Consider the following 25,260-nt stretch of genomic DNA (forward strand, 5'->3'; position numbering starts at 1 on the left):
ATTTTCAAAAAACCTGCCGGAGAATCCGGCAGGCCATCCATGTTTACACTGGCTGCTATGGCTTCAGTATCACCTTGATACAATCCTCTTCCTTCTCGCCAAACACCTGATAGGCATGCTCCGCTCTGCTGATCGGAAGCCAGTGGGTAATAATATCTGTAGGATCAAACTTGCCATCTTTGATCATCTGGTAGAGAAGCGGCATGTAATGAATAACCGGAGCCTGACCCATCTTGAGGGTAATGTTGCGCTCAAACAGATGACCCAGCGGGAACATGTTATAGTTCAGGCCATATACACCGACGAGCTGGATGGTGCCGAACTTGCGCACTACCTCAGAGGCAATCCGGAAAGCGCCAAGCGAACCGCCCTGGAGCATCAGCGCTGTCTCCACCTTTTCCACCACAGTCTTCTTGGCGTCAAGGCCGACACAGTCGATCACAACATCCGCTCCCCCGCGAGTGATTTCTTTCATATGCACTTCAAAGTCTTTAACCTCTTCCAAATTGAAAATTTCCACATTATTGGTCAGTTTCGCGTGATTCAGCCGGTACTGTACATGATCGACGGCAATGACCCGGGCAGCGCCCTTCATCCAGGCAAACTTCTGGGTCAGCAGCCCGACCGGACCGCAGCCCAGTACAATTACCGTATCACCCGGTTTGACCCCTGCATGCTCAACGCCCCACCAGGCAGTCGGTACAATGTCAGACAGGAAAAGCAGCTTTTCATCCTCCATCTCCGCGTCCTCAGGAACCACAAACGGTCCAAAATTGCCATACGGCACTCGAAGCAGCTCTGCCTGCCCCCCGGCAAAACCGCCGTACGAATCGGAATAACCGAGCATACCGCCGGTATCCTTCGCCTCATTCGCGTGATCACACTGGCTTTCCATCTCATGCTGGCAAAAAAAACATTGTCCGCAGGCTACGTTAAACGGAATAATGACGCGGTCGCCTTTCTTAACCCTGGTCACCTCGGGTCCCACTTCCTCTACGATACCCATTGGCTCATGTCCGATCACATAATCATCGTGCATTCCCGGAATTGCCCCATTATAGATATGCAGATCGGAACCGCAGATGGCAGTCGAGGTGATCCGGACAACAATATCATCCTTCTTCTCCAGCTTGGCGTCGGCGACATCCTTGACTTCCACTTTCTTCTTCCCTTGGTACGTTACAGCTCTCATGATGAGGACCACTCCTTCGAAAGTAGAGTATAACAAAACCTATTATGTTATAACCCCAAAATCCCCCGGATTATCCCCTCACCAAAAAGTTAGTCAATGTTATCACGATCCGCTTTCTGTTCCGGCAGGCGGATACAGCAGCGGTGAATACATCATCAGGGCATGATTCTCGGCTACAGCCTCATCACCGGCAGCTTCTCCGCTGCGGGTCAGCCTTCTACGGCGGATACGGTTGCTGCGGATGTATCCGCCCCATGGCTCCAGACTGATGACATGATCTGCCTCATACACCTCATAGGTGTACAAAGGCTCGTGGTCACATCGCCATTCCCCGTGCAAAAACGTATCATCCAGATGCAGCTTCAGCTGATAAGGTTGATCTGTATGATTCGTTAGCTGCAGATCAAGATAATTGTAGGCGCAAGTGGCCCCGCTGCCAAACGGCTGGGTACGCCGCTCATCCGGAAACACGTCGTAGCTGTGCCGGTGACGCTCCGTTACTGTCAAAGGGGTATGCAGCGCCATCCAGTAGATCAGATTTGACAGCTGGCATAATCCGCCGCCTGTTCCGGAGCGGAAGCCGCCATAGAATAACACCATCCCGTCCACATAACCTTTGCGGCGGGTCGGCTTCCCGATACTCCGCCAATAGGAAAAGGTCTCACCCGGACGGATCAGCAGCCCGTCCAGTCTGCGGGCAGCGATCGTCAGGTTAGTAATTTTATTGTATTGCAGCTGCATGTCTACATTGCGCAGCTTCCGCAGCAGAGGGGTTGAATGCGCTGCTGCCTTATATGAAAGTGTATCCTTGCTGAAGGTCTTTGCCCTTTTGCCGGGACGGATCAGCCAACGCCAGTATCTTTTACAGACGAAGTACCGCTTACCGGCATACAACCGCAGCCTTGAACGGCGGATTGGCTTCATTGCCGACTTGGCCTGGCTCATCAAAACCCGATCTCGTCCGCGCGCTGCAGTCTGGCAAATCTTCCGCCGAGCACCCCGTTATGGTGCCGCACAATTTCCTCTCCGCTGAGATTTCCGTTATCGAAGGTACTGTGCGCATCCTGTACCAGAATATTCCGGTAGCCCATGCTGTAAGCACGACGGCAGGTGGTATCGAGACAGAATTCCGTCTGCATTCCGCAGATAACCAGCTCTGTAATGCCCTGACGCTGAAGCTCCTCATTCAGTACGGTGCGGTGAAATGCGTCCCAGGTCGGCTTCTCCACGACCGCTTCCCCTTCACGCGGCGTAATCCGGCTGCTGATCTCCCAGGTTGGCAGCCCCCTTGTATATTCCTCGTCCTCTGTATGCTGGATATACACTACAGGAGCACCAGCCGAACGGGCTTTGTCCAGCAGGGAAACAATCCGGTCCATTACCTTCTCCCCGTCAAACAGACTCATTCCCGGATAAGAAAACATGGCTTCCTGTACATCAATAATCAGCAGTGCCTTTGTCATCTCCAAAATCCTCCCTGTATAAAATAATTCTGATTCCGGTCAATGGCGCCCTTCGAACTCCATCCCGGCTCTCCCATATTCAAATCTATTCTATAACAAGTTCTGCTATTAAACCTATTATTATCTTATCATTTATTTCAGTGTAAAAGTTCAGCAAAAAGAGGCAGCTGCAATCATCCTCAGATAATCACAGTTGCCTCTTAACTCAGGGACGGCTATTTCCCCCGTTTATTGTGCCAAATTAGCGCGTGCAGCTGCGGCAGCACCCTTACCCGGTTCATGGCCGGATCGGCAATAACCAGATTGAACAGCCATTCCAGGCGTCCAAGCAGGCGGGCCGATATATCTCCCGGCTCCGTCACATCATCATTACCGGGCTGAAGGTACAGCTGTACTTCCGGGTAACGCTGATGTACCGTTTTGGCATAGACATAGTCTTCCTCATTGAATACCACTACCTTCAGGCTGTGTGTTCCTTTTCCAGGCACTTTCAGCTTCTCGAGAATACTGTCCAGCATCGCCCAGTCCGTCTTCATGCCTGAGCTTGGCGGTTTGGGACTTATCGTCAGCGCGTCAATCTCATAGAACCAGTCCTGCCAGCGGCTCCCCTGGGTTTCGATTGCTGCCTGGATGCCGCGTTCATGCAATAGATCAACAAATTGCCCCATGCTGTCACCGAGCAGTGCCGGATTGCCTCCTGAGATGGTCACGGAGTCAAAATTGCTGCCGGCCAGGGCAAGCAGCTCATCCATGATCTCCTCCGGCTCCAGCATCCGCACGATATCCTTGGCAGAGCCGTCCCAGGTGAAGGCCGAGTCGCACCAGCTGCAGCGGTAATCACAGCCGTAAGTGCGCACGAACATCGTCTTTACGCCGATAACGGCGCCTTCACCCTGAATCGTCGGGCCGAAAATTTCAATTACCGGAATTTTACTCACAGTCACAGCCTCCGTGAATCCGGTAGGCAGGCCCGTCTTCCGGAATGTCTGAAGCCAGCACTTCCGCCCAGGAGGTCGGTGTTTCCCACAGTTTAACAGAATACAACGGCAGGTCTGCCAGCTTCAGCCGGTGGGCAATGTATGCCGACATGTTTTCTACTGTTGTACGGAAGCCGAGTAGCGCCACCTTGGAGCCGGTCTGGTTCAACGTCTCCAGTACAGGCTCATTGCCCATGGCCAGAAAAGCGTGATCCAGCCGGTCCACCAGCTGCTGCTGTACGGTCGCTTTTATATCGCTGAAATCAATGACAAAGCCTTCATCCGAGTGGCCGGGTTCTGTCAGCGGCTTGCCTTTGAGCATGACCTCCAGCTTGTACGTATGCCCATGCAGATTGCTGCACTTGCCTTTGTGGCCGACCAGCTGATGTGCAGAGTCAAAGGTGAAAATTTTGCAGACTGTTACTTCGCCCAGCATTACAGATCACCCTGCTTTCGTTCCGCCACGTACTGCTCAAGCCCGCGCTGGCGCAGCAGACAGGCCGGACAGGTGCCGCAGCCGCTGCCGATAATGCCGTTATAGCAGGTTAACGTATGCTCACGGACATAATCGAACTGGCCTAGCTCATCGGCGAGCTTCCAAGTTTCTTTTTTATCGAGCCACATCAGCGGGGTGTGAATGACAAACTCATAATCCATTGACAGGTTAAGCGTCACATTCAATGATTTTACAAACACATCCCGGCAGTCAGGATAACCGCTGAAGTCAGTCTGGCACACACCGGTTATGATATTCGCATAGCCCAGCTGCTTTGCCATAATGGCTGCAAACGACAGGAACAGCAAATTGCGCCCGTCCACGAATGTGCTCGGCAGCTCCCCGTCTTCCCCGGCTTCAATGGCTATATCATCACGGGTAAGCGCGTTGGGTGCCAGCTGGTTTAGCAGTCCCAGATCAAGGATGTGCTGCTTCACGCCGAAATTAGCGGCAATTTCTTTGGCAACTTCAATCTCGGCTGCATGGCGCTGGTTATAGTTAAAAGTGACTACCTGTACCTCTTCAAAATGCTTGAGCGCCCATACGAGGCAGGTAGTGCTGTCCTGGCCGCCGCTGAACACAACGAGTGCTTTTTTATTCATACGTTTGCTCTCTCCTCCCATTGCCTTTCGCCTACCGGTTGTCCACTTTTTCAGGATACAGATCATGATTCATCAGCCGGTGCTCGGCCATGGCCTCATACTTGGTTCCCGGACGCCCCCAGTTGCAGTAAGGATCAATGGAGATGCCGCCGCGCGGTGTGAATTTACCCCACACTTCGATATAGCGCGGATTCATCAAGGAGATCAGGTCATTCATTATAATGTTGACACAGTCCTCATGAAAATCACCATGATTGCGGAAGCTGAACAGATACAGCTTAAGCGACTTGGATTCCACCATCTTGATATCGGGAATGTACGAGATGTACATCACGCCGAAATCGGGCTGCCCGGTTACAGGACAGAGGCTGGTGAACTCCGGACAATTGAATTTGACAAAATAATCGCGGCCGGGATGCTTGTTATCGAACGCTTCCAGCACTTCCGGATCGTATCCGAAATTATACTTGGTCCCCTGGTTGCCCAATAGGGTAACCTCCGGCATTTCCTCTTTCAGTCTGCCTTCTGACATGACAAAAAACCCCTCTCTTTTCCCTCCGGCTGTCTGCCGGAAACAGGAAAGAAGAACGAGATTTCGAAAACTTGGCTCTACTAAATAGTTTTTTATAGAGGGAGTTTGCGAACCTCTCCTGTACAGACGCACAGAATTCTTCTTATGCTTGTATTAGCGCCTTGAACTATACCATGTTTCACAGTCTTCTGGCAAGCTTTACAGATGATCCAGAATAAGTGAACAGAGCATTCCAAGCGCAGCAGCCAGACCGGTCAGCGGTCCACTGTTTTCATAGGCTTCGGGCATCATACTGGAAGACACCATGGCAATAATTCCTCCTCCGGCAAAAGAGGCAATCAGAGCAGTCGTATATCCGTCCGCGTGATCCATAAATGCATACCCTGCCCCAGAAGCTGCAGTAGAAATAACCAGCACACTGAGCCACAGCAGGATTACTTTACTTTTGCTGTATCCGTCCTGCTTGAGTCCGGCTGTACTGGAGAGCCCTTCAGGAATATTGCTGATAAAAATGGCTATCACCAGCAGGAGGCTTACCCCTTCACCCGAGATCAGGCTTGCCCCGATCATAATGGACTCAGGAATGGCATCCAGCACAGTTCCGGCAAATATCGCCAGTCCGCTTCCGCTTTGCGGCTTTGTGCTTTTCTCAGACCGGACCGAACGCTTCCGCCCCGATCCTCCCTTACGTGAAATGTACCAGTCAAACCCTGTAAATACCAGCGCACCGGCAATGAAACCGAGGATCGTCGGAACCAGTCCGCCGTCATTTGCGGAATCATCCAGCAGCTCATAGGCCGCAGCGCCGATCAGCACGCCTGTCCCGAACGCCATAATGAAGCCGATCCACTTGGTCTGAATACGCAAAAACAGGGCTGCCAGCGCACCAATCAGCACCGCCGAACCGGATACCGCTCCCCATAACAGAGCATTCCACACCTGCTTCACCTTCTTTTGTCAGAAGAATTGCGCTCTGCACGCATAATCTTATTGTACACTTTTAGTGCTTACTGCAAACATTCCGGCTATTTGCCCGCTCCCAGATTATAAGGGATGGATTCAATTGCACATAAAGGGGTAACTTAAAATATAATCTCCTATACAAGGATGGGATCAGCTTATGGAACAAGCGGTACAGCAGCTTCAGGAATGGCTAGCCTCAGAGGCAGGTAAAACAATTGTCATTGAAAAGCAGGAGCTTGAGGATGTGGACACGGTTCATTTCAGCCTGGAAAGCGTGGATTACCGGAGCTCCGGGGATGTGATTGATGATTATCTGGGCGATGCCCTTATACTACGGGGCACCGGCAGCACTTTGAACGGAGACGGAGAACTTGTACCCCTGCCGCAGCCAAGCTATGAACTGGCGGTCAGCGGACTGCAGGTGCATTCAGCGGAAGCAGAAAAGGCAGAGCTGCAGACTGAGCGGGCCCGGTACACCATTACTATCGGTGAAGCTTAAATCCGTGATAGTTAATTGCATTAAGCTTTACACATCAGGTTCCATATTAAAAACAGGAGGCCGCAGCACTAGTCTGCGGCCTCCTGTTCAGTCTTCCCCGATAATTCGTACTTCTGTCTCCAGCTCTACCCCGAACTTATCCTTGACCGCAGCCCGGACATGGTGGATTAGGCCAATATAGTCATTAGCCGTTGCATTATCCGCATTTACAATAAATCCGGCATGCTTGCGTGATACCTCCGCCCCGCCGATCCTTACGCCCTGCAGCCCGCTTTCCTGAATCAGCTGTCCGGCGAACCGTCCGGGCGGCCGTTTGAACACGCTGCCGCAGGAAGGATATTCGAGCGGCTGCTTGGATTCCCTTAGATAGGTCAGCTCATCCATCTTCGCTTTGATAGCCGCCTGGTCTCCCGGCTGCAGGGCAAAGCGCGCCTCAAGCACGATATAGTCTCCTCCGGCAAAAATGCTGTGCCGGTAACCAAACTGCAGCTCCTCCCCCTGCAGCGTTACGAGCTGTCCGTCTTTGTTAACGGCCAGCGCGCTGTGCAGCACATCCTTAACCTCGCCTCCGTAAGCGCCGGCGTTCATATAAAGCGCGCCGCCTACTGTTCCGGGTATGCCGCAGGCAAATTCCAGACCTGTCAGCTCCTGCTCCAGCGCATAGGCCGAGGCATCAATAATTTTGGCGCCGCACTGGGCAACCAGCAGCCCGTTCTCAATGGCCATCTTATCCAAAACCGAAGTATACAGCACGATTCCGCGTATGCCGCCGTCGCGTATAATAACATTAGACCCGTTCCCAAGCACGGTTAACGGGATATTACGCTCACGGGCGTATGTAACCACCTTTTGTATTTCCTCATAGCTTGCTGGTACAGCCAGAATATCGGCGATCCCGCCGATTTGCGTAAATACATAAGTTTTCAGCATTTCCCGGCTTCTTACCGTTCCGTCCGGAAGAAGCTGCTGCAAATCCTGTTCAACTTGACTTATATTCATGTTTCATGCTCCTTTACGATCAATACATGAGCCGGCTATCAGCCTGAATTAATGGCATCCCCAACTGTAACAACGAACAGGCTCCCTTGTCAATGACGGGAGCCTGCTGCTGATGCTGCATGTATCCAGTTTATGCGGCAATCCGGCGAATTAGTTCTAAGCCTGGCCTGCAGAGGCAGCACTGCGGAATTCGGTCCGGCGGGCCGCCCGCTCATCTTCCTTCAGCCGGGGGCAGGTGTAGCAGTAGCTTCCGCCTTCAGTCCGGTAATATAGGCAGCAGCGGTTGCGCATATTTACGGTCATATCCGGATCAGCCAGCGATTCGATCTTGCGCACCTGAACGTGAAACGGATTTCGCTTCAAGCCGAATATTGCCGCCGGCATTTCTTCGCGCAGATACCGGTAATCTTCCTTCAAAGTCTCCAGCAGGTCTGCGGGAACCTCTCCGGAGGTGAAAACCTCCAGATAATAGTTGAACTTGGTGGGCAGCTGGCCCCAAATTTCGCTCCCGGCAAGCCCGGTAACGCTGGATAACATAGTCAACAGCGGTGCAGCGGTATTCCGGTAGAACTGCAACAGCTGTTTGTTGCGCCAGTCCGTCCGCTCCTTGGCATCCGCAGGAGCCGGAATGAATGACCATTTGTTCAGGGAGAAGGCTACACGCCAATATCCATTGGCCGGGATGAGATGCACAGACAAGCCGGGCAGACTGACATCTGGACTGGCAGAATAGACAGAAAGAGCATAATGGACTGCGAGGGCCACATTACCGAAGGCTCCGGCAAAATAAGAGGCGGCCACCTTGTTATCCAGCCCTTTGATGAGCGGCCTGTAGCACTCGACAAAAGCCCTCATTCCCGCTTCATCTGCCATCTCGGCGGCATTAAAGGAATGCACTGTTCCTTCCGGAATGCCGGGATGCAGATCAAATTTGCTGCCGAAATCCTGTATCTGTTGCTGTGCATCGTTCATTACCTTTTCCTCCTCTTTATGCGTACCCCTGGTTGATTACAATCCGGCGGCCTTATAAGCTGCCAGCTCATACGGCAGGCACAGCGGGACACCCGTACGCGGATCGGCAACGATGTCGCATTCAATGCCGAAGACCTTGCGCAGTACATCTGGCGTCATAACCTCGGACGGAGTCCCTTCGCTGACCACTGTACCGGCTTTGATAGCCACCATATGCTGTGCGTAACGGGAAGCATGATTCAGATCGTGCACCACCATAATGATCGTGCGGCCTTCTTCCTGGTTCAGCTTCTGCAGCAGCTGCAGCACTTCAAGCTGGTGGGCCATATCGAGGAACGTGGTCGGCTCGTCAAGGAACAGGATATCAGTCTGCTGGGCCAGAGCCATAGCGATCCAGGCGCGCTGCCGCTGACCTCCTGACAGGCGGTCAATCGGACGGTCATGAAATTCCTCCATGCCGGTCACCGTGATTGCATTAGCGATAATCTCGCGGTCTTCAGGCGTCATGGTGCCGAAGCCCTTCTGATGGGGATACCGGCCGTAACCAACCAGCTCAGACACTGTCAGTCCGTCCGGAGCCGTCGGATTCTGCGGCAGGATCGCCAGCTGGCGGGCCACTTCTTTGGTGGACAGGGTATGGATTGATTTGCCGTCCAGCATCACACTTCCGCTCTTCGGCTTCATAATCCGTGCCATTGTTTTGAGAATTGTAGACTTGCCGGAGCCGTTAGCTCCAACGAGCGCAGTAATTTTTCCTGTCGGCAGTGACAGGTTCAGACCTTTGACGATCGTTGCTTCCGCATACCCGATACATAGCTGTTCCGTATTTAAACGTTCTGACATAATCTCCACTCCTTAATATTTTTAATGTATGTATGACTTCAGCGGCGTTAAGCACATGGGTCCGGGATTTAGGTCACTGATATTGTTTATCACTCAACTGATATTAGTTCTCAATTATTATTATCGCAAATATATGAAAGTTGTACAAGCATTCACATAAAAAGGCTGCCACCGTTATTAACGGAAGCAGCCGCTTCTTCAAGTTACCTGAACTATTTGTGCAAATGATATGGTACTGTTGCTACTACGATATCCTTTTGGTTCATCAGATAAGAACGGATGAACAGGCTGGTCTGATTATGCAGGATGGCCTGCCACCAGTGCTTCGTAATAAATTGCGGAATCAGTACCGTGATATGGTCGGTTGAAGCGGTCTTCCACTCCACTGTATCAATAAACTTAACCAGCGGGCGGATGATGCTCCGGTACCGGGAACGGAGGACGATCAGGCGGACGCCTGGATTCCATTCCTCCCACTTCTGTTCCATTTTGTGAATCTCTTCTTCATCAAAGCCTACATATACAGCTACGACATTGTTCGTAAGCGATTTGGCATAGCTGATGGAATGCAATACAGCACGTGTTACACCGGCTACAGGGACTACCACCGTACTGCCTTTAATACAAGGCTTGTCGGTTGACGGGCAGATCCGCAGCTGGTCTGCAGTATTAAGATAATGGCGGTGAATCCGGTGGAATACCAGCATTACAACCGGCAGGAAGATGAAGGCCATCCACACGCTGGAGAACTTCGTAATAATAAAGATCAGCGTAATGGTGAGCGTGGTCAGCATCCCAACCGTATTCACTGCAAACTTGCCCTGCCAGCCTTTTGGCTTCGTTTTGTACCAGTGCACCATCATACCAAGCTGGGATAAGGTGAACGGGATAAACACACCGACAGCATACAGCGGGATCAGTCCTTCCGTATTCCCGTGAAATGCAGCTACCAGTAGCGCCGACAGGACTCCGAGGAAAATAATACCGTTAGAAAAGCCCAGCCGGTCTCCGCGGACCATGAAGGCATGGGGCAAATATTTATCTTTGGCGAACATAAAAGCGAGCAGCGGGAACGCTGAGTAGGCGGTATTTGCCGCCAGGAACAGGATGACAGCCGTAATCCCTTGAATGAAGAAGTACAAACCGCCGCGGCCAAAGGTCGACTCGGCAATTTGGGAAACCACTGTAGCTTTTTCATCCGGGGTAACACCGTACCAGTAAGCCAGCAGGGTAATGCCTGTAAACATTATGCCAAGGATCAATCCCATCATCATCAGGGTTTTGGCGGCATTTTTTTCCGCAGGAGCCTTGAAGTTCGGAATGGCATTGGATACCGCCTCTACCCCGGTTAAGGCCGAACAGCCGGAGCTGAACGCCTTCAGCAGCAGGAACAGGCTGACATTGGATACTGCCGAGCCGATCTCAGGCACATTGGCATGGGCGCCGCCCGTCAAGTATTTGAACACCCCGGCAACAATCAGGAAAAAGATCGAGACGACGAACAAATATACCGGAATTGCGATAAAAGAAGCAGACTCCGTAACCCCGCGCAGATTGACAATTGTAAGCAATATAATAACGGAAACTGCAATAAGCACAGTGTGGTCATGCAGACTTGGAAAAGCCGATGTAATCGCGTCCGTCCCGGCCGAGGCGCTAACTGCAACGGTAAGAATGTAGTCAACCAATAAAGAGCCGCCGGCTAACAGGCCGGTAGGAACACCCAGATTGCTTTTGGCCACGATATAGGCCCCGCCGCCTTGCGGATAGGCAAAGATCGTCTGCCGGTAGGACAAAATGAGTATGGCCAGCAGGCCCAATACGGCAAGCGCGATTGGCAGGGAGTACCAGATGGCAGTGAAGCCTGCAGCCACAAGTACCAGGAGAATTTGTTCCGTTCCGTAGGCTACAGACGATAGCGCATCAGAAGACAGGACAGCCAGTGCTTTCACCTTGGATAACTTTTCATGATCGAGTTCGTTCGACTTCATCGGACGTCCGATCAATAGTCGTTTTACCTTGCTTACCATTGTTGTAACAGTTCCTCTCTTTGTTAGTTGAACCGGTTATACCGTGCGCTGTTTTCATCGTTTTCATAGGTGGGTTTTCATAAATGCAGGCACAAAAATAAGCATACGGAAATGATCCGCATGCCATGAGCATGGTCATTATCCCACCTTTGCTTACGAGGTTAGCTGGCGGATTCGGACTGTGGAAAGCCCTACGGTTACAGCCTTTATGGCCTGTTCCCGATTCACCCCGTCGGCCTTGCAGCCGAGTTTGGTTCCCCCGATTTCCCTGCGGAAAATTCAGCGCGTATTCAACTTCTCACAAGGCTTAATGATAGTCTACAAAGCATTCCCAGTAAAGCAGTGAAACAAATGAAAAGGAATGAAAAAACATCCAAAACACGCAATTCCATGATAAGGGATAAGTTGATCTTTCATTCTCTTGCATTATCCCTTTGTACCGTGGTTTTAGCGTGTTTTGGATGTTAATTGTGACAAAAAAATCAGGAATTATTCATGCTTGGAATTTCGCCTGCCTGCTGCCTATTCCCCGTCTGTATCTTTGCGTCCTGTCCACAATAAAACTGTAATCAGGGTAAAAGCCGTAAGGGCCATCAACGGAATAGTAATGAAGCCTAAAAGATTAATATAATCCTGATTGCAGGGAACGCCTACTGTACATGGAAGCACCTTGCTCAGCGCAGGAATCTTCTGCTCAGCATAGTGGTAAATGGAGATGCTTCCGCCGATAATGCTTAACGGCAGGACGTATGGAATAATCCTTTTATCCCCCCGGTACGTGGCAATTCCCAGCAGAAACAGCTGCGGATACATGAAGATACGCTGGAACCAGCACAGCTTGCAGGGCTCGTATTTCAGCACTTCGCTCAGATAGAGGCTGCCTGCAACAGCAACGATCGACACAAACCAGGCCAGATACAGACAATGGCGCCGGCAGAAGGCGGTGAACTTCATCACTCGGCAACCACCGCTTCGGAAGCGGCCTGAATCTGGGCATCAATAGCCTCCATGTTAAATGGCTCATCAACCATTACCCCGTTCACAAAGAGGGTTGGAGTCGAAGAAACGCCGGAAGCCGAGGCTAGCTGAATCTCACTTTCCAGCTGGCTGTTATAGGTCTTGTCTTCAATATCTTTGCGGAGCAGATCATAATCAATTGGCAGCTCCTCTTTCTGCGCCAGCTCAACCAGGAAGTCCTCTGTCGCCCATTCCTTGTTCTCGTCACCCTGGTTAGCATAAATAGCATCATAGTATGTCCAGAATGCATCGCTGTTCTGATGGTAGACAGACAAGGCTGCAAGAGCAGCAGTTTTGGAGTCATCCCCGATAAAGGCCAGATTTGCAAAATATAAAGCGGCCTTATCCTGATTAACATATTCCTGTACAATCTGCGGCTTAATGACACCTGCGAACTGTGCGCAAGCGGGACACTTGTAGTCGCCGAATTCGACGATTTTGATAGGGGCGTCTTCACTGCCGAGTCTTGACAGTTCACTGTAGTTGAATTCAACCGGTGCGGCTGATGTGCCTGCTGTTGAACTATCTCTTGCTGCCAGCATAAAAAGTCCCACAAAAATAATGACAACCACAGCAATTGTAGCAACAATCACTATCAATGTTTTCTTCTTCTGCTGTTCCATTTGCGCTACAAGCTTCTCATTTTTACTCTTCTGGGGAAGAGCAGCGCTTTTACGTTTGTTTTTGCCCAAGTGAGAGTTCCTTTCTGTCCTGCGGGACAATAAATTTAAATCATATAATTCAAAATTATATAATTAAACTTCTCACTTTGGCAAACCTGAGCTTACACCGCCTCTGTTTTTAGCGGCTTAATTGCCGCTTCGCTGCCCTCCCTTCCCCCGCTGTAATTTTTGTCGCCGGACTGGAGTGTAAGGCAGAAAATGACCTCTGTCCCTCTACCGGGTTCAGATTCGATCATAATCCGGCCATTCATCAGTTCGACCAGTTTCCTGCAGATTGCAAGCCCGAGGCCTGTACCGGGATAAAGCCGGTTATTTGACGCATCAAGCTGTGTAAAAGGCTGAAATAAAAGCGGCAGCTTATCGGGCGAAATGCCGATACCGGTATCTTTAATTTTAAACGTATATTCACCCTCACCGGCTTGAGTACCGCTGTATCCCACTTCTACCGACACCTCACCACCTGGAGTGAATTTAACTGCATTTCCGATCAGATTAACCAGAATCTGGCGTATTCTCACACTGTCGCCGCTTACCATTTCAGGAACATTTGCTTCAACCCCGAGCTTCAGCTCCAGCCCCTTCTCCTTGGCAGCAGCCTCGAACAGATTGGAGCATTCCCCGAGCAGCGTCTGCAGCGGAAAAATTTCGTTTTGCAGCTTCAGCCCGTCCGAGTCAAGCCGTGAAAAGTCGAGCACATCATTAATTACACTGAGCAGCGCCTGACTGCTGTTGTATTGCAGCCGCAGCAGCTCCTGCAGCTCCTGATTGTCTATATCCTCGGCTAGAAGCTGATTAATACCGATAATACCGTTCAGCGGCGTGCGAATCTCATGGCTCATGGTCGTCAGAAACTCGCTTTTCATCCGGTCAGCGCTTTCTGCCGCTTCCTTGGCGACAATCAGCTGCTGCTGGAATTGAATAAAGGCGGTAATGTCCTCAGCAACCAGATAAACCAGCTTCTGGGTGTCATGAACAAGCGGGAAAACGGTTGTGCTGCAGATCATTGTGCCGCCGTCCTTTAGAAGGATTTCAAGCTCAAGCTTGGAGGAATACCCGTCGACCGCTCTTTTCACCGCTTCCTTCAGTGTGGCCTTATCCTTTGGAGTGCAGAGAATGCTATTATAATCGCTCAGCTCTTCCTTTTGGTAGCCGGTCATATGCTGAAGTGAAGGGTTGGAGCTTATTACCTTTTTGCGGACCGGATCAATGCACAGCACCATGTCGGGACTGGATTCGAACAAAGCTGTGTAGCGCTGCTCATTAAAGCTTGCTGAGAACAGAACACGCTGCCGGTCTCTGTACAGAAGAATCAGAACCAGCGTAACAATCAGTAAAAACGAGCCTCCTAGTAATACACCCAGCAGTGAATCAGGCAGCAGCGGAACCGTTCCTGTATAATTAAAAGTGCTTGAATTCGAGAACGATACACCGGCCATGGCGGCATAGTGTGACCCGCTCAGGCACGCGGTAAGCACAAGTACAAGTAGTACTTTTTTGAGAGTGAACATATTATAAGGACCTGCAATCCAGCCTGGATTGTAGAAATAGGCAATCATCGGAACAACGAGCGCGAAGGCAAAGGAGGTGAGGATGGAGAGCAGGCTCTGCTCATAGGCTCCGTAATAATTCATCGACAGAATGCCGCAATAGTGCATGATCACAAGGCCGCTGCTGAACAGAACCCCGCCGAACGCCAAAAAAAACCGGCTGCGTGTAAAAGGGCTGCTGAACAGCAGAAACAACGCATAGGAAGCTGCAATCGGTACAAGCAGGGACAACAACAGGAGCGGCAATCCATAAGCGATTGTCATTTCCGTCCGCATTGCCCTCATCCCGATAAAGTGCATACTCCACATGCCTGTGCCTAAAAAACAAGACAGCATAAAGATGAATTTATGGCCCCTTCTCTCCCTGATCAGACGTTCTGCCAGATCCAGAGCGGAAAAGCAGGAAAGCAGCGCTATAACAACAGAAAAGAGCACCAGCAGGTCACGGTAATGATCCGGGTGTTGCAGCATGCGCCCCTCTCCTTTCTTTACTGGTATAACTAATGTATTTACACTACTTATACCCTCCAAGAAACAGCACGAATCGGCTAAATAATGGGTTATTCTAACATCTGTATGGAGTTTTCAGACAAAAAAAGACACAGTGCAATTATGCACCATGCCTCCTGAGACTATAATTAAGCTCCAGCTTCCTCGGACAGAACCTGCAGCTTCAGCAGCTTGATCCGGGAAATGCGTTTGTTCTCCGTTTCTTCCACGACAAACAGATGGCTGCCGAATTCGATGCTTTGGCCTTTTTGCGGAGGATTGATCTCCAGCTTGGAATACATCCAACCTCCAACCGTATCATAATCATCGGTCTCCATGTGAAGTCCCAGCAAATCATTGATTTCTTCAATCAGCATGAGGCCGTCGATGGAGTATTCATCCTCCCCCAGCTTCTCGATGCCGGGACGCTCTTCGTCAAATTCATCCTGTATTTCCCCGACGATCTCTTCCATGATATCTTCGAGGGTTACCATGCCGGACGTTCCGCCATACTCATCAATCAGAATTGCAATCTGCGTCTTTGCCCGCTGCATCACCTTCAGAAGAGCGCTAATCTGGATGGACTCCGGAACCGTCAGGATAGGACGGATCAAGTCGGAATACTGAGGCGTATTCTCCCGGATCAGATCCTTGATATGAATGAATCCAAGGATATGATCCTTATCGCCGTCACAGACCGGATAACGTGTTCTCATGCCGTCAAAGGCTATTTCCAGGTTCTCCTCAACCGGAAGATGGCTGTTCAGGCAGATCATTTCGGTCCGGGGAATCATAATTTCCCGTGCCATGGTATCGGCAAATTCAAAAATATTGTCTACCAGGGTCATTTCGGTATTATCGATGAGCCCGCTCTTATTGCTCTCCTGCATGATGATGCGGATCTCTTCCTCGGTGTGCGCCGTAGCCAGCTCCGAAGCCGGTGACAGGCGGAAGATACGCAGCAGTCCCCGGGCCAATCCGTTCACGATCCAGATAAACGGATACATGATCCGGTAGAAGACATTCATGGCCCCGGACGTTAGCAGAAGTACCGCCTCTGCCTTGTTCACCGCGATGGTCTTCGGAGCCAGCTCACCGAGGACAATATGCAGAACCGTAATAAACATAAAAGCAATAATAAGCGAAATGACATAAACGGCTGCATCGCCAAAGCCTAAGCCTGTTACAAGCGGCCCAACAATCGTAGCAACAGCCGGTTCTCCGAGCCAGCCCAAGGCAAGCGAGGCAAGTGTAATGCCAAGCTGACAGGCAGACAGGTAAGCGTCAAGATTGTGCACGATGTTTTTAGCTGCGAGCGCTCTTTTGCTGCCTTCTTCAATCAGAGATTCAATGCGGCCGCTGCGTACCTTGACCATTGCATACTCAACCGAAACAAAAAAGCCGTTAAACAGCACAAGCAAAATAATGAGACCTACATGTAAAATACCGGGTAAAGGGTCACTCAAATTATCATCCTACCCACCGAGTCCTTGTTCGGCGGATAGGCCCACCTCCTTCGTTTATTCAGAGTATCAGCCAGTGTCATTTCAACTGTTCCTTTCATCATCAATTTCCCAATGTCTTCATCTCCCGACTACAATCACGAATGTTAAAGATATACTGTATTATATTATTAACGACTAAATAAAAACAGGTCTTAACTGGTGTAAAAATATGATCTATTTTTGCCGGTCTTGGACACATAAGGGTTAAAAGTATAAACCAAGTTAATTTAAGTGTGATTTTTACGTGATTTTTAAAGAAAATCAAGTAGTAAAACCCACTAGGTCTATCTAGTGGGTTTTACTTTGGGTATTGTGCTAAGCAAACACCATCCTAACTTCAAATTCTCCACATTTGCACTGGACCCCCATAATCAACGATTCAGCAAGATTTCCGCAGAGTTCATTCCCTATTTCTATCGTGCAGATCATGCTATAATCTAAAAAAAAAAAAGAGGTGATGGCTTTGAAATTTATAATCGTTGTCTTAATTCTCTTGTTTGTGTTTGGTTTCTTCAAAAAAAAGAAGAAGTAAAACCTGCATCATAATATATTTTTAAACGCCACCTAATTGTGCTAGATAACATAAAGAAAGACAGTCCCCGCAGCCGGGGATCTGCCTTCCGTATGGATAATAAGATTCATAAATTAGCGGCAGTTACGCGTAGGCGGATTGCCGATAACACCAGGATACTGGTAAGCGAGCGGCTCATCAAAGGTGGCGTAGTCGAAGTAGATCATAAGCAGCACGGTACGCTGTCCGGTAACCGGATCACTGATGATGATATGATCTCGTCCGGCGGCTTCCAGTACGCCTTTATAAACCTTGGCATTCCATTCTTTATTGTTTTCGTATGTGTAGTAGAACGTTCCGACCTTGCCAAGGTTCAGCCGGAAAATATTCTCGATATAGGATTGCTCAAAGACTGGCGCGGTCGTAGGCACTACTGCTCCGCTTGGAGTCATCGGGCTTCCGCTAGTAACCTGAGGCGGCATGGTGGTTACCGGGTTCATTGTAGTTGAAGGGGGCATTGTGCCCATCGGCATTGTGCCCATCGGCATTGTCCCCATCGGCATCGTACTGCCGGAAGGATTGCTGCCGATCATATAAGTAACGGGACGGTAAGGTTGACTAATCATTTGTAAAAAACCTCCTAAGTAAATGTTGGCTCAAGGAGACAGTACCGGCAATCCGTATTCGTTCAGCCAAGCTGTCTCCTGCAGCCCGCGATGCCTAATATACAGCCGGGCAATCCTCAGCGGTCGGGGTAAAGAAGCAATGGGCCTTGTAGCGTCCGGTATTCTGCTGGTTATACCACTGCGCCGGACAGGCGCCGACAGGACGGAAGAACCATAATGCATTAGAGGCCGGCCAGGTTCTTTCACCCGCTATAACCCGTTTAGCCAGCCTGATGTCTGACTCCCTGGCCCGCTGGTAAAAGTAACTCTTCTGCGGGGCTTCGAAGCCGCCCGGACTCTGATACACCATATCATTCACATTCCGGATGTTCTTGAAGTCCAGACAATTCCCGAGAATCCGGTTCACACCTACATTACCGACCATGAGCATGCCGGAATCCCCATCCTCCTCAGCTTCCGCCCTCATCAGCCGTGCCAGCACCCTCACATCTTCCGAATTCGTTTTGATGACGGCCATGCTTTCTCCTCCTTGCACTTGCCGAGCTCAGGTCAGGCTCTGCGCCCAGCACCGTTTTGATACCGGCGTGCAGTCATAACCCGCTTCGCAAGTCTCCACTTTTCTGTACTGCTCGCTGTATTGTATGTGCATTCGCCTAAGAGGTGACAGTCAGAGCCTAATTTCTTCCCGCCGTACCGCTAGAGCATATTAAGGCTCATAGATCATCTTGCGGGTCATGCCGCCGTCAATCACCAGCTGTGCCCCGGTGATGAAGTTATTCTCAGGTGCTGTCAAATAGAGACAGGCCCGGGCAATGTCCTCAGGCTTGCCAACCCGGCCTGCCGGATGCTGTTTATGGTCAATCTCACGCAGCTCATTGTAATCCCCGGTCTCAATCCAGCCCGGACTGATGCAGTTCACTGTAATCCCGTCCTTCCCTAAAGTAACGGCCATCGCATGTGTCAGTGCCGAGATGGCTCCCTTGGAAGCCGCATATGCTTCTGTATTCGGCTCAGACATCAGCGAGCGTGTAGAGGACAGATTGACGACAGCCCCGCCGTCAGGATTCTTCCTCATAAATTTGGCCGCTTCCCGGGTCGCAAGAAAGACGCTGCGGGCATTTGTATTCAGTACCTTGTCCCATACGTCGGCAGACAGCTCATAAAATCCGGCAGAATGCGGATTGGAAATACCTGCATTATTAATTAGGATATCAACGGTGCCGTACTCGTTCGCCGTATGGGCAACCAGCGCTACGATCTCCTCTTCCCTGCTGACGTCACAGGGCACAAATTCGGCGTGCCCGCCTGCTGCAATGATCTTTTCCGCGGCCTCCTGGCCTAGATCAGCATCCAGCTCAGCCAGTACTACCTTTGCTCCTTCAGCTGCGTAAGCCGCCGCAACAGCCCTGCCGATCCCGCGGCCGGCGCCGGTGACAATAACGGTTTTATCTGCATATATCATTAATGCTTCTCCTCCTTGTATTCGTAATTTGTGCATAATATAAATATCCCCTTGCTTCCGGAAATGGAAACAAGGGGATTGTACAGCAAATCCTGTTATATAGTAAACAAGCTGCAGGTTTAACATCTGCCTATACTCATTATTCCGATCCATGCCTACTCCGCAGTCGAGTAATTTGGATGGCGCTGAAAGCCGTGGTACCTGGTTCCTTGATACGTTAACAGACCTCTGTCCCCTTCTGCGCTCATGCCGAATTCGCTGCCGTCTACCTTGAATTCCATCCGTTCCCCGTCCTGCAGCTCATAGGTCAGATAATAAGTCGTGCTGGTCCGGCTGGACTGGCTGTCATCCTGCAGCTGTTGCTGGCGGACTTCACTGCGTTTGCTGACAATACGGGCGGGGATAGTGAGCAGGGGAGAGCTGTTGTTCCGGCTCCACTGAAACAAGCCTCTGCCTGCAGTTACCGCGACTATTCCAATCATAACCACAAGGAAGATCGGTATTACCGTCCCGGTAAGATCGAACATCCAAGAAGGATCCGAGCCCATTCCCATGACTTATTCCCCCTTATTCCCCAAATACTTGCCGCTTCCGGCGTTCCTGCCGGATGCTTCTGTACATGTATATGCCTCATCCTGTTATTACAGCATCACAAAAAACACAATTGTCCCGGGCCAAGCAGCAAAAAAGACCACTCTGTCCTCCGTTAAGAGAACGTATGTGGTCTTTGACAGCATATTGCCTATCTATTCTATTATGCATGTACGAGATCAAGGAATTGTTTGGTTTCATTCTCTTCAGCCGGCATCATGCCGTTTTCAGCCCAGCAGGCTCTGCATTGTTCTTCTGTTTCACACAGGTGAGCGTCATCGCAGTTATAGCACAATTGCAGAAGGTTTCTAGTCACATAATCCGTTTCAAAAGTTTTCATTATAATCTCTCCTATTCGTGGATGAAAGTTTGTGAAAAAATGAACTTGTTTTCTATGTGTTAAATATATCACAAGCATTATTGTTTGTCATGTGATTTTTTTCACATTTTTAAGGAAAATTTAAAATACGTGATTTTGTTCATTTTTTAGACAAAGCCTCTTCTAATATAACCGTTTAGTATAGCTCTCGTTTAATGAGGTCTTTACCTGTTCCGCACCGATACCAGGCAGCTTTACATGATCCGCTATCATTTCCGGAATGTCAGGCAGACTATCCTTGGCTGGCCAGGACTCCGGATTCCACAGGCGGGACCGCTTGAACGCTTTTGCACAGTGGGTGTAGCATTCTTCTACTTCTATCATAATTCCGACCAGCGGTCTACGGCCATGAGCCTCCATCCTTTGAAGCAGATGCTCGTCCCGGATGATCGTTGCCCGCCCGTTAACCCGCAAGGTTTCCTCAAGCCCTGGTATCATAAATATCAGGCCGGCCCGCGGGTTGGACAAAAGATTGATCAGCGAATCCATTCTGCGGTTACCCGGTCGTTCAGGAATAACCAGACGGTGCTCATCCAGAACCAATACAAATCCGGGCGCATCCCCTCTGGGCGAAACATCTGCACATCCTTCCTCGTCCGAAGTCGCCAGCATGAGAATCGGTGACTGGGCGATAAAACGCCGGCAATGCTCATCAATGATCCCGATTACTTTATGCTGCACCAGCTCTCCCGGAAAACCCAGTAATTCGCGCAGCTCTGCTTCCGTTTCAATGCTCTGATAGTCAGTCATAAGCTTCCTCCGTATGTAAATATTTCGCGAATAAATCTGCCTAACATTGTATCACAGCCTTGCTTCCAAATGAGACTCCTGGCAAAAAAAGAAGACTGCACGGAGCAGTCTTCCTCTCACTAAATGTTAATACAAGCGTTACATTACCCGCCAGCTGATTCCGCCGTTTGTAGTCTGCAGGAGAATCGACCTGCGATCCTCCTCCTTCTGGATCAGCAGCCAGCCCACATCAGCGGAAATGAACTGGAGCTTTACAATCTCTGGATATTCCAAAAGCTTGGATTGCAGAACACTGCTGGCGGGCAGCCGGATCCAGGTCTGGCCCTGGTTCAGGGTCTTGTAAATCAGGTTCCCGTTCAGCATCCACCCGGTTGAAGTATTAATAAACACGGGCGGAAGATAGCGGTTAATGCCGGTCTGGCTGTTCAGCGCAAAATCAACAAATCTCCAGTTATCTCCCCCGTTTGCAGTAAAGTAACCGTTATAGGAGACGCTGTTTTGTTTGTCTGTCTGACAGGCTGCCGGCAGGAAGCCGGTTGTATTGTCACCGCCGAAAAACTCCGGTTCTCCTGTAATCACCTTGTCACAGCCCTCCCACTCTTTATTCACCAGAATCTCCTGGCCCGGATGCCATGTTGCCCCGCTGTCGCTGGTCATATAGATTTTGGGCAGCGCACCGGTCTGCAGGGTAACCAGTCCGTGGGTCGCATTCTTAAAGATCATTCCGGTCACAATCCCGGCCATCGGGATCGTATTATTCGGCAGGTTAGGGTTATACTGTTCATTCTGCATAACCATGGTCCAGGTTGCCCCGCCATCCTTGGTAGCATAAAGTGCTTTGCTGGATTTCGTGGTATTGGCGTCCCAGGAGGTCATCAGCCAGCCAGACTGAGGTGAGCTGAAATAGATGGACGACACCGTATTGGAATCAGGAAAAGAAGATACCTTCCAGCTTTGGCCGCCGTCTGTTGTCCGCAGGACAACCGTTTCCGTCATGCCGAAGGCGCTGCGGATAATCCAGCCGTTATCCGGATCGGTGAAAAAGATTTCTTCACCGTAAACCGGATTAGCCATAAACTGGACATTGGTCGAGGGCGAGATATTTACCCAGGTTCCGCCATTGTCCATGGTCATGTAGATCCGCAGTTCCTTTTTGGTCACTCCCCAGGCAAGCCCTACCGATTCATTCAGCAGCCGGAAATCCGTCAGACGGGTCTGGATCTGATATTTCGGTGTACTCTCATTGGTAACATTTTTGGCATCGCCGGGTGTAATCAGCGTAATCGTCTGCCCCTCCTCCGGTGCTTCGGTCGGCTGGGGCGGCAGGGTAGGCACTGGCGCCGGGGATGAGGAGCAGGCCGAGAGAATCAGCAGGATGAAGAGAAAAGCAGCGGCCATTCTCAGCGTCTTATAGCCTGCAGTTTTGGATGACAACGCCCTCTCTCCTTTCGTAAAGCTTATTTCTTATACAGTTTACTGTTTTTGTATCCGTACAGCCAGTAGATCATAATTCCGAGGATCAGCCAGATGAAGAAGCCGGTCCAGGTTTCCCTGCCAAGATTATACATCAAATACCCGCAGGCCGCCGCACTTAACAGCGGAATGACCGGTACCCAAGGCACTCTGAACCCCCGCTTCAGATCAGGATGCGTACGGCGCATCACAATAACCCCCAATGAGACGACGAGGAATGCGAACAGTGTACCTATGCTTGTCAAATCGGCCAGGCGGTCCAGCGGGACAAAGCCACTGAACACGGCAATGATTCCGCCGACCATCCAGGTGCTCCGCACCGGGGTCTGTGTTTTGGAATTAACTTTGGCCAGGCCTTCAGGAAGCAGTCCGTCCCGTGAAATGGCGAACAGCAGACGGGTCTGTCCGAACAGCAAAACCAGCAGAACGGTAGTCATCCCTGCTATGGCTCCGACAGAGATAAGGCCGGCGATCATGTTTTGATCGACAAAACGCAGAGCAAAGGATACCGGATCGCTGACATTGAGATTCTGATAAGGCACAATACCGGTCAGCACAAGCGATACTGAAATATAAAGGACTGTACAGATAGCCAGAGATGAAATAATCCCGATCGGCAAATCGCGCTGCGGGCGCTTAACCTCCTCAGCAGCAGTCGATAGGGCATCAAAGCCGATGTAGGCAAAAAATACGGTTGCCGCCCCGTTGACTACCCCGTGGAAGCCAAATGGCAGAAAAGGCGTCCAGTTCTCCGGTTTAACATAGAATATGCCGGTAAAAATGAACAGCAGGACTACAGACAGCTTCACCACAACCATAATGGCATTGAACCGTGCCGTTTCTTTGACGCCGCGGGTCAGCAAATAGGAAATCAGCAGGATAATAATAACGGCGGGCAGGTTGATAAAAGTTCCTTTGTCCGCATTATAAGCCCCGGACAGCGCCGTGGGCAAATGGATTCCGAAGCCGTCAAGCAGCCCCTGAAAATAACCGGACCAGCCACTGCTGACCGCTGCCGCCGCGACCCCGTACTCAAGCACCAGATCCCAGCCGAGAATCCAGGCCAGAAGCTCTCCAAATGCAACATAGCTGTAAGCATAGGCACTCCCTGATACAGGAAGTGTAGAAGCGAACTCTGAATAGCAAAGTGCGGACAGCACGCAGGCGATTCCCGCGAGCACAAAGGAAAGCACCAGTGCTGGACCGGCATGCTCTGCGGCAGCAACCCCTGTCATAACAAAAATACCGGTACCGATAATCGCACCGACCCCAAGGGCAGTTAGATCAAGGGCTCCCAGGGTTTTGCTTAGCTTGCCGGCATCGTCACTCAGGGGTGCCGCCAGCGGTTTCTTGCGGAATAAATCCATACTTCTTTTCTCTCCTGTCAATAATAATGATGAAAGCTCAGTGACGAGCGGTCAGCAGGCCAATACTTAAGCCTCAGCCGGACAGCAGACTCATTTCTGCCAAAAGTTGTTGTTAGCATGCCCGCTTCCGGGGTAATGGATTAAAAACAGGATGCTTGAAAACACTACATTTAACGATTATGATGGTTAAGATTGGACACAAAAAATTCGAATTTCGGAGGAGATGTATCAATGGCCCCCCCATTTAAGCCCAATCGTGTCGTAGTCATCGGCACCGGTGCAGTAGGAACAACAACTGCCTATACCCTGCTGCTTCGCAGACGTATGCAAGAATTAGTACTAATAGATGTCAATCATCAGAAAGCGCTTGGTGAAGCGCTGGACATGAATCACGGCATGCCGTTTGTCGGCGGCGTGAAGTTATGGGCAGGAACCTATGAAGATTGCCGGGAAGCGGATATCATTATCGTAACCGCCGGGGCATCGCAGAAGCCGGGTGAAACCCGGATCGACCTGCTGCGCAAGAACATCTCCATTTTCAAAGACATCATCCAAAAAATCACCAAATACAATCATCATGCCATCCTGCTGATTGCCACGAATCCGGTGGACATTCTGGCTTATGCCACCCTGAAGATCAGCGGCTTTGACCGCAGACGCGTCATCGGTTCGGGTACAGTACTGGACAGCGCACGGTTCCGTTACCTGATCGGGAAGCATAAGGAAATCGATCCGCGCAGCATTCACGGACAGATTATCGGCGAGCACGGGGATTCCGAGCTGCCGGTCTGGAGTCTTGCCAATATTGCCGGAACCGATCTGGGCTTCGATGAAGCTGAACGTCAGGATATTTTTGAAGACACCAAAAATGCCGCCTATGAAATTATAGACGCCAAAGGTTCCACGTCCTACGCGATTGCGCTGGCGCTGGACCGGATTGTCGTTTCCATTCTTGATAACGAAGGCGCTGTGCTCAACGTCTCGACCCTGCTTAACAATTACAATGGAGTTTCCGATGTGTTCCTCGGTGCGCCTTGTGTCGTCGACCGCTCCGGCGTACGCGAAGTTCTGGACCTGCCGCTCAATGAGGAGGAACAGGCCTTGTTCCAGAAATCTGCGGACAAGCTGAAATCAGAGATTTCCAAGCTTGAGCTGTAAGTTAATATCCCCGGTTATTAACAAAGGGCTATCTCCCGGTCGCATTACTCGGACCGGAAGATAGCCCTTGTTGTATGCAGCCCCGCACACAACAGAATCCGTCCTTCAGCGGGCATCGCGAATCGCCGCGGCCA

General features: G+C 50.6%; 26 protein-coding genes and 2 riboswitches. Of the genes, 2 read left to right on the forward strand and 24 right to left on the reverse strand.

Translation table 11 applies throughout. The features are described from left to right. Positions 1-55 precede the first annotated feature (55 nt). The 8 genes from BLR64_RS02670 to BLR64_RS02705 all read right to left on the reverse strand — a co-directional run bounded on the left by BLR64_RS02670 (position 56) and on the right by BLR64_RS02705 (position 6,201). A complete protein-coding gene (locus tag BLR64_RS02670) occupies positions 56-1,192 on the reverse strand; it encodes a zinc-dependent alcohol dehydrogenase (RefSeq protein ID WP_090711944.1) in 1,137 nt (378 codons plus the stop codon). A gap of 102 nt (positions 1,193-1,294) precedes the next feature. Then, on the reverse strand, positions 1,295-2,137 hold the full coding sequence (locus tag BLR64_RS02675) for a VanW family protein (protein WP_415840981.1): 843 nt from the start codon (positions 2,135-2,137) through the stop codon (positions 1,295-1,297). Next, positions 2,137-2,655 (reverse strand): cysteine hydrolase family protein, encoded by a 519-nt coding sequence (locus BLR64_RS02680; protein WP_090711946.1) that lies wholly within the window; start codon positions 2,653-2,655, stop codon positions 2,137-2,139. The genes BLR64_RS02675 and BLR64_RS02680 overlap by 1 nt, the downstream gene beginning before the upstream one ends. 215 nt (positions 2,656-2,870) lie before the next feature. Beyond that, positions 2,871-3,593 (reverse strand): 7-carboxy-7-deazaguanine synthase QueE, encoded by a 723-nt coding sequence (gene queE, locus BLR64_RS02685; RefSeq protein WP_090711948.1) that lies wholly within the window; start codon positions 3,591-3,593, stop codon positions 2,871-2,873. Beyond that, on the reverse strand, positions 3,586-4,068 hold the full coding sequence (locus tag BLR64_RS02690; protein ID WP_090711950.1) for a 6-pyruvoyl trahydropterin synthase family protein: 483 nt from the start codon (positions 4,066-4,068) through the stop codon (positions 3,586-3,588). Before BLR64_RS02690 ends, queE begins: the two co-directional genes overlap by 8 nt. Then, complete coding sequence (queC, locus tag BLR64_RS02695; protein ID WP_068725175.1) at positions 4,068-4,730, reverse strand: 7-cyano-7-deazaguanine synthase QueC; 663 nt, start codon at positions 4,728-4,730, stop codon at positions 4,068-4,070. Before queC ends, BLR64_RS02690 begins: the two co-directional genes overlap by 1 nt. 31 nt (positions 4,731-4,761) lie before the next feature. Beyond that, positions 4,762-5,262 carry a preQ(1) synthase gene (queF, locus tag BLR64_RS02700; protein WP_039873634.1) on the reverse strand — a complete coding sequence of 167 codons (501 nt, stop codon included), beginning with the start codon at positions 5,260-5,262 and terminating at the stop codon, positions 4,762-4,764. Positions 5,263-5,340: 78 nt separating this feature from the next. Continuing rightward, positions 5,341-5,384, reverse strand: a riboswitch (PreQ1 riboswitch). A 76-nt stretch (positions 5,385-5,460) separates the two neighbouring features. Further along, positions 5,461-6,201 carry a ZIP family metal transporter gene (locus BLR64_RS02705; RefSeq protein ID WP_090711952.1) on the reverse strand — a complete coding sequence of 247 codons (741 nt, stop codon included), beginning with the start codon at positions 6,199-6,201 and terminating at the stop codon, positions 5,461-5,463. A 181-nt stretch (positions 6,202-6,382) separates the two neighbouring features. Here BLR64_RS02705 and ymzB point away from each other — a divergent pair, with 181 nt between their 5' ends. Continuing rightward, positions 6,383-6,724: a protein YmzB gene (gene ymzB, locus BLR64_RS02710; protein ID WP_090711954.1), complete on the forward strand. Its 342-nt coding sequence runs from the start codon at positions 6,383-6,385 to the stop codon at positions 6,722-6,724. A gap of 87 nt (positions 6,725-6,811) precedes the next feature. On the opposite strand, the gene murB is transcribed toward ymzB, so the two are convergent. The 16 genes from murB to bcaP form a co-directional block, all read right to left on the reverse strand. After that, complete coding sequence (murB, locus tag BLR64_RS02715; protein ID WP_090711956.1) at positions 6,812-7,723, reverse strand: UDP-N-acetylmuramate dehydrogenase; 912 nt, start codon at positions 7,721-7,723, stop codon at positions 6,812-6,814. A 156-nt stretch (positions 7,724-7,879) separates the two neighbouring features. Beyond that, positions 7,880-8,695, reverse strand: a complete 816-nt coding sequence (locus BLR64_RS02720; RefSeq protein ID WP_090711958.1) for a (2Fe-2S)-binding protein — start codon at positions 8,693-8,695, stop codon at positions 7,880-7,882. A 36-nt stretch (positions 8,696-8,731) separates the two neighbouring features. Then, the gene (locus tag BLR64_RS02725; protein WP_090711960.1) at positions 8,732-9,538 is read right to left on the reverse strand and encodes an ABC transporter ATP-binding protein; all 807 of its coding nucleotides are present in this window, start codon (positions 9,536-9,538) and stop codon (positions 8,732-8,734) included. Positions 9,539-9,750: 212 nt separating this feature from the next. After that, entirely contained in the window at positions 9,751-11,568 is a 1,818-nt protein-coding gene (locus tag BLR64_RS02730; RefSeq protein WP_090711962.1) for an APC family permease, read from the reverse strand. 135 nt (positions 11,569-11,703) lie between these two features. Beyond that, positions 11,704-11,863: riboswitch (cyclic di-AMP (ydaO/yuaA leader) on the reverse strand. A 227-nt stretch (positions 11,864-12,090) separates the two neighbouring features. After that, positions 12,091-12,522 (reverse strand): disulfide oxidoreductase, encoded by a 432-nt coding sequence (locus tag BLR64_RS02735; RefSeq protein ID WP_090711964.1) that lies wholly within the window; start codon positions 12,520-12,522, stop codon positions 12,091-12,093. Beyond that, on the reverse strand, positions 12,522-13,277 hold the full coding sequence (locus BLR64_RS02740) for a DsbA family protein (protein ID WP_244157593.1): 756 nt from the start codon (positions 13,275-13,277) through the stop codon (positions 12,522-12,524). The genes BLR64_RS02735 and BLR64_RS02740 overlap by 1 nt, the downstream gene beginning before the upstream one ends. A 92-nt stretch (positions 13,278-13,369) precedes the next feature. Beyond that, positions 13,370-15,286 (reverse strand): ATP-binding protein, encoded by a 1,917-nt coding sequence (locus tag BLR64_RS02745; RefSeq protein ID WP_090711967.1) that lies wholly within the window; start codon positions 15,284-15,286, stop codon positions 13,370-13,372. A gap of 167 nt (positions 15,287-15,453) precedes the next feature. Beyond that, positions 15,454-16,770, reverse strand: coding sequence for a hemolysin family protein (locus BLR64_RS02750; protein ID WP_090711969.1), 1,317 nt, complete (start codon positions 16,768-16,770; stop codon positions 15,454-15,456). Positions 16,771-17,454: 684 nt separating this feature from the next. Then, the gene (gene gerQ / locus BLR64_RS02755; RefSeq protein WP_090711971.1) at positions 17,455-17,946 is read right to left on the reverse strand and encodes a spore coat protein GerQ; all 492 of its coding nucleotides are present in this window, start codon (positions 17,944-17,946) and stop codon (positions 17,455-17,457) included. Between the two features lie 94 nt (positions 17,947-18,040). Then, positions 18,041-18,463: a cell wall hydrolase gene (locus tag BLR64_RS02760; RefSeq protein WP_090711973.1), complete on the reverse strand. Its 423-nt coding sequence runs from the start codon at positions 18,461-18,463 to the stop codon at positions 18,041-18,043. 189 nt (positions 18,464-18,652) lie between these two features. Then, positions 18,653-19,408: an SDR family NAD(P)-dependent oxidoreductase gene (locus BLR64_RS02765; RefSeq protein ID WP_090711975.1), complete on the reverse strand. Its 756-nt coding sequence runs from the start codon at positions 19,406-19,408 to the stop codon at positions 18,653-18,655. A gap of 155 nt (positions 19,409-19,563) precedes the next feature. Beyond that, positions 19,564-19,956 (reverse strand): DUF2500 domain-containing protein, encoded by a 393-nt coding sequence (locus tag BLR64_RS02770; RefSeq protein WP_208607125.1) that lies wholly within the window; start codon positions 19,954-19,956, stop codon positions 19,564-19,566. A 206-nt stretch (positions 19,957-20,162) separates the two neighbouring features. Then, entirely contained in the window at positions 20,163-20,339 is a 177-nt protein-coding gene (locus BLR64_RS30190) for a hypothetical protein (protein ID WP_167360582.1), read from the reverse strand. Positions 20,340-20,501: 162 nt separating this feature from the next. Then, positions 20,502-21,128, reverse strand: a complete 627-nt coding sequence (locus BLR64_RS02775; RefSeq protein ID WP_090711979.1) for a pyridoxamine 5'-phosphate oxidase family protein — start codon at positions 21,126-21,128, stop codon at positions 20,502-20,504. A 138-nt stretch (positions 21,129-21,266) separates the two neighbouring features. Next, on the reverse strand, positions 21,267-22,562 hold the full coding sequence (locus BLR64_RS02780; RefSeq protein WP_090711981.1) for a VPS10 domain-containing protein: 1,296 nt from the start codon (positions 22,560-22,562) through the stop codon (positions 21,267-21,269). A gap of 23 nt (positions 22,563-22,585) precedes the next feature. Then, the gene (gene bcaP / locus BLR64_RS02785) at positions 22,586-23,968 is read right to left on the reverse strand and encodes a branched-chain amino acid transporter BcaP (RefSeq protein WP_090711983.1); all 1,383 of its coding nucleotides are present in this window, start codon (positions 23,966-23,968) and stop codon (positions 22,586-22,588) included. Positions 23,969-24,199: 231 nt separating this feature from the next. Between bcaP and BLR64_RS02790 the strand changes: the two genes are divergently transcribed. Continuing rightward, a complete protein-coding gene (locus BLR64_RS02790) occupies positions 24,200-25,126 on the forward strand; it encodes an L-lactate dehydrogenase (protein ID WP_068725145.1) in 927 nt (308 codons plus the stop codon). Positions 25,127-25,260 lie beyond the last annotated feature (134 nt).

The sequence above is a fragment of the Paenibacillus typhae genome, assembly GCF_900099765.1.
Lineage (GTDB): Bacteria > Bacillota > Bacilli > Paenibacillales > Paenibacillaceae > Paenibacillus_AQ > Paenibacillus_AQ typhae.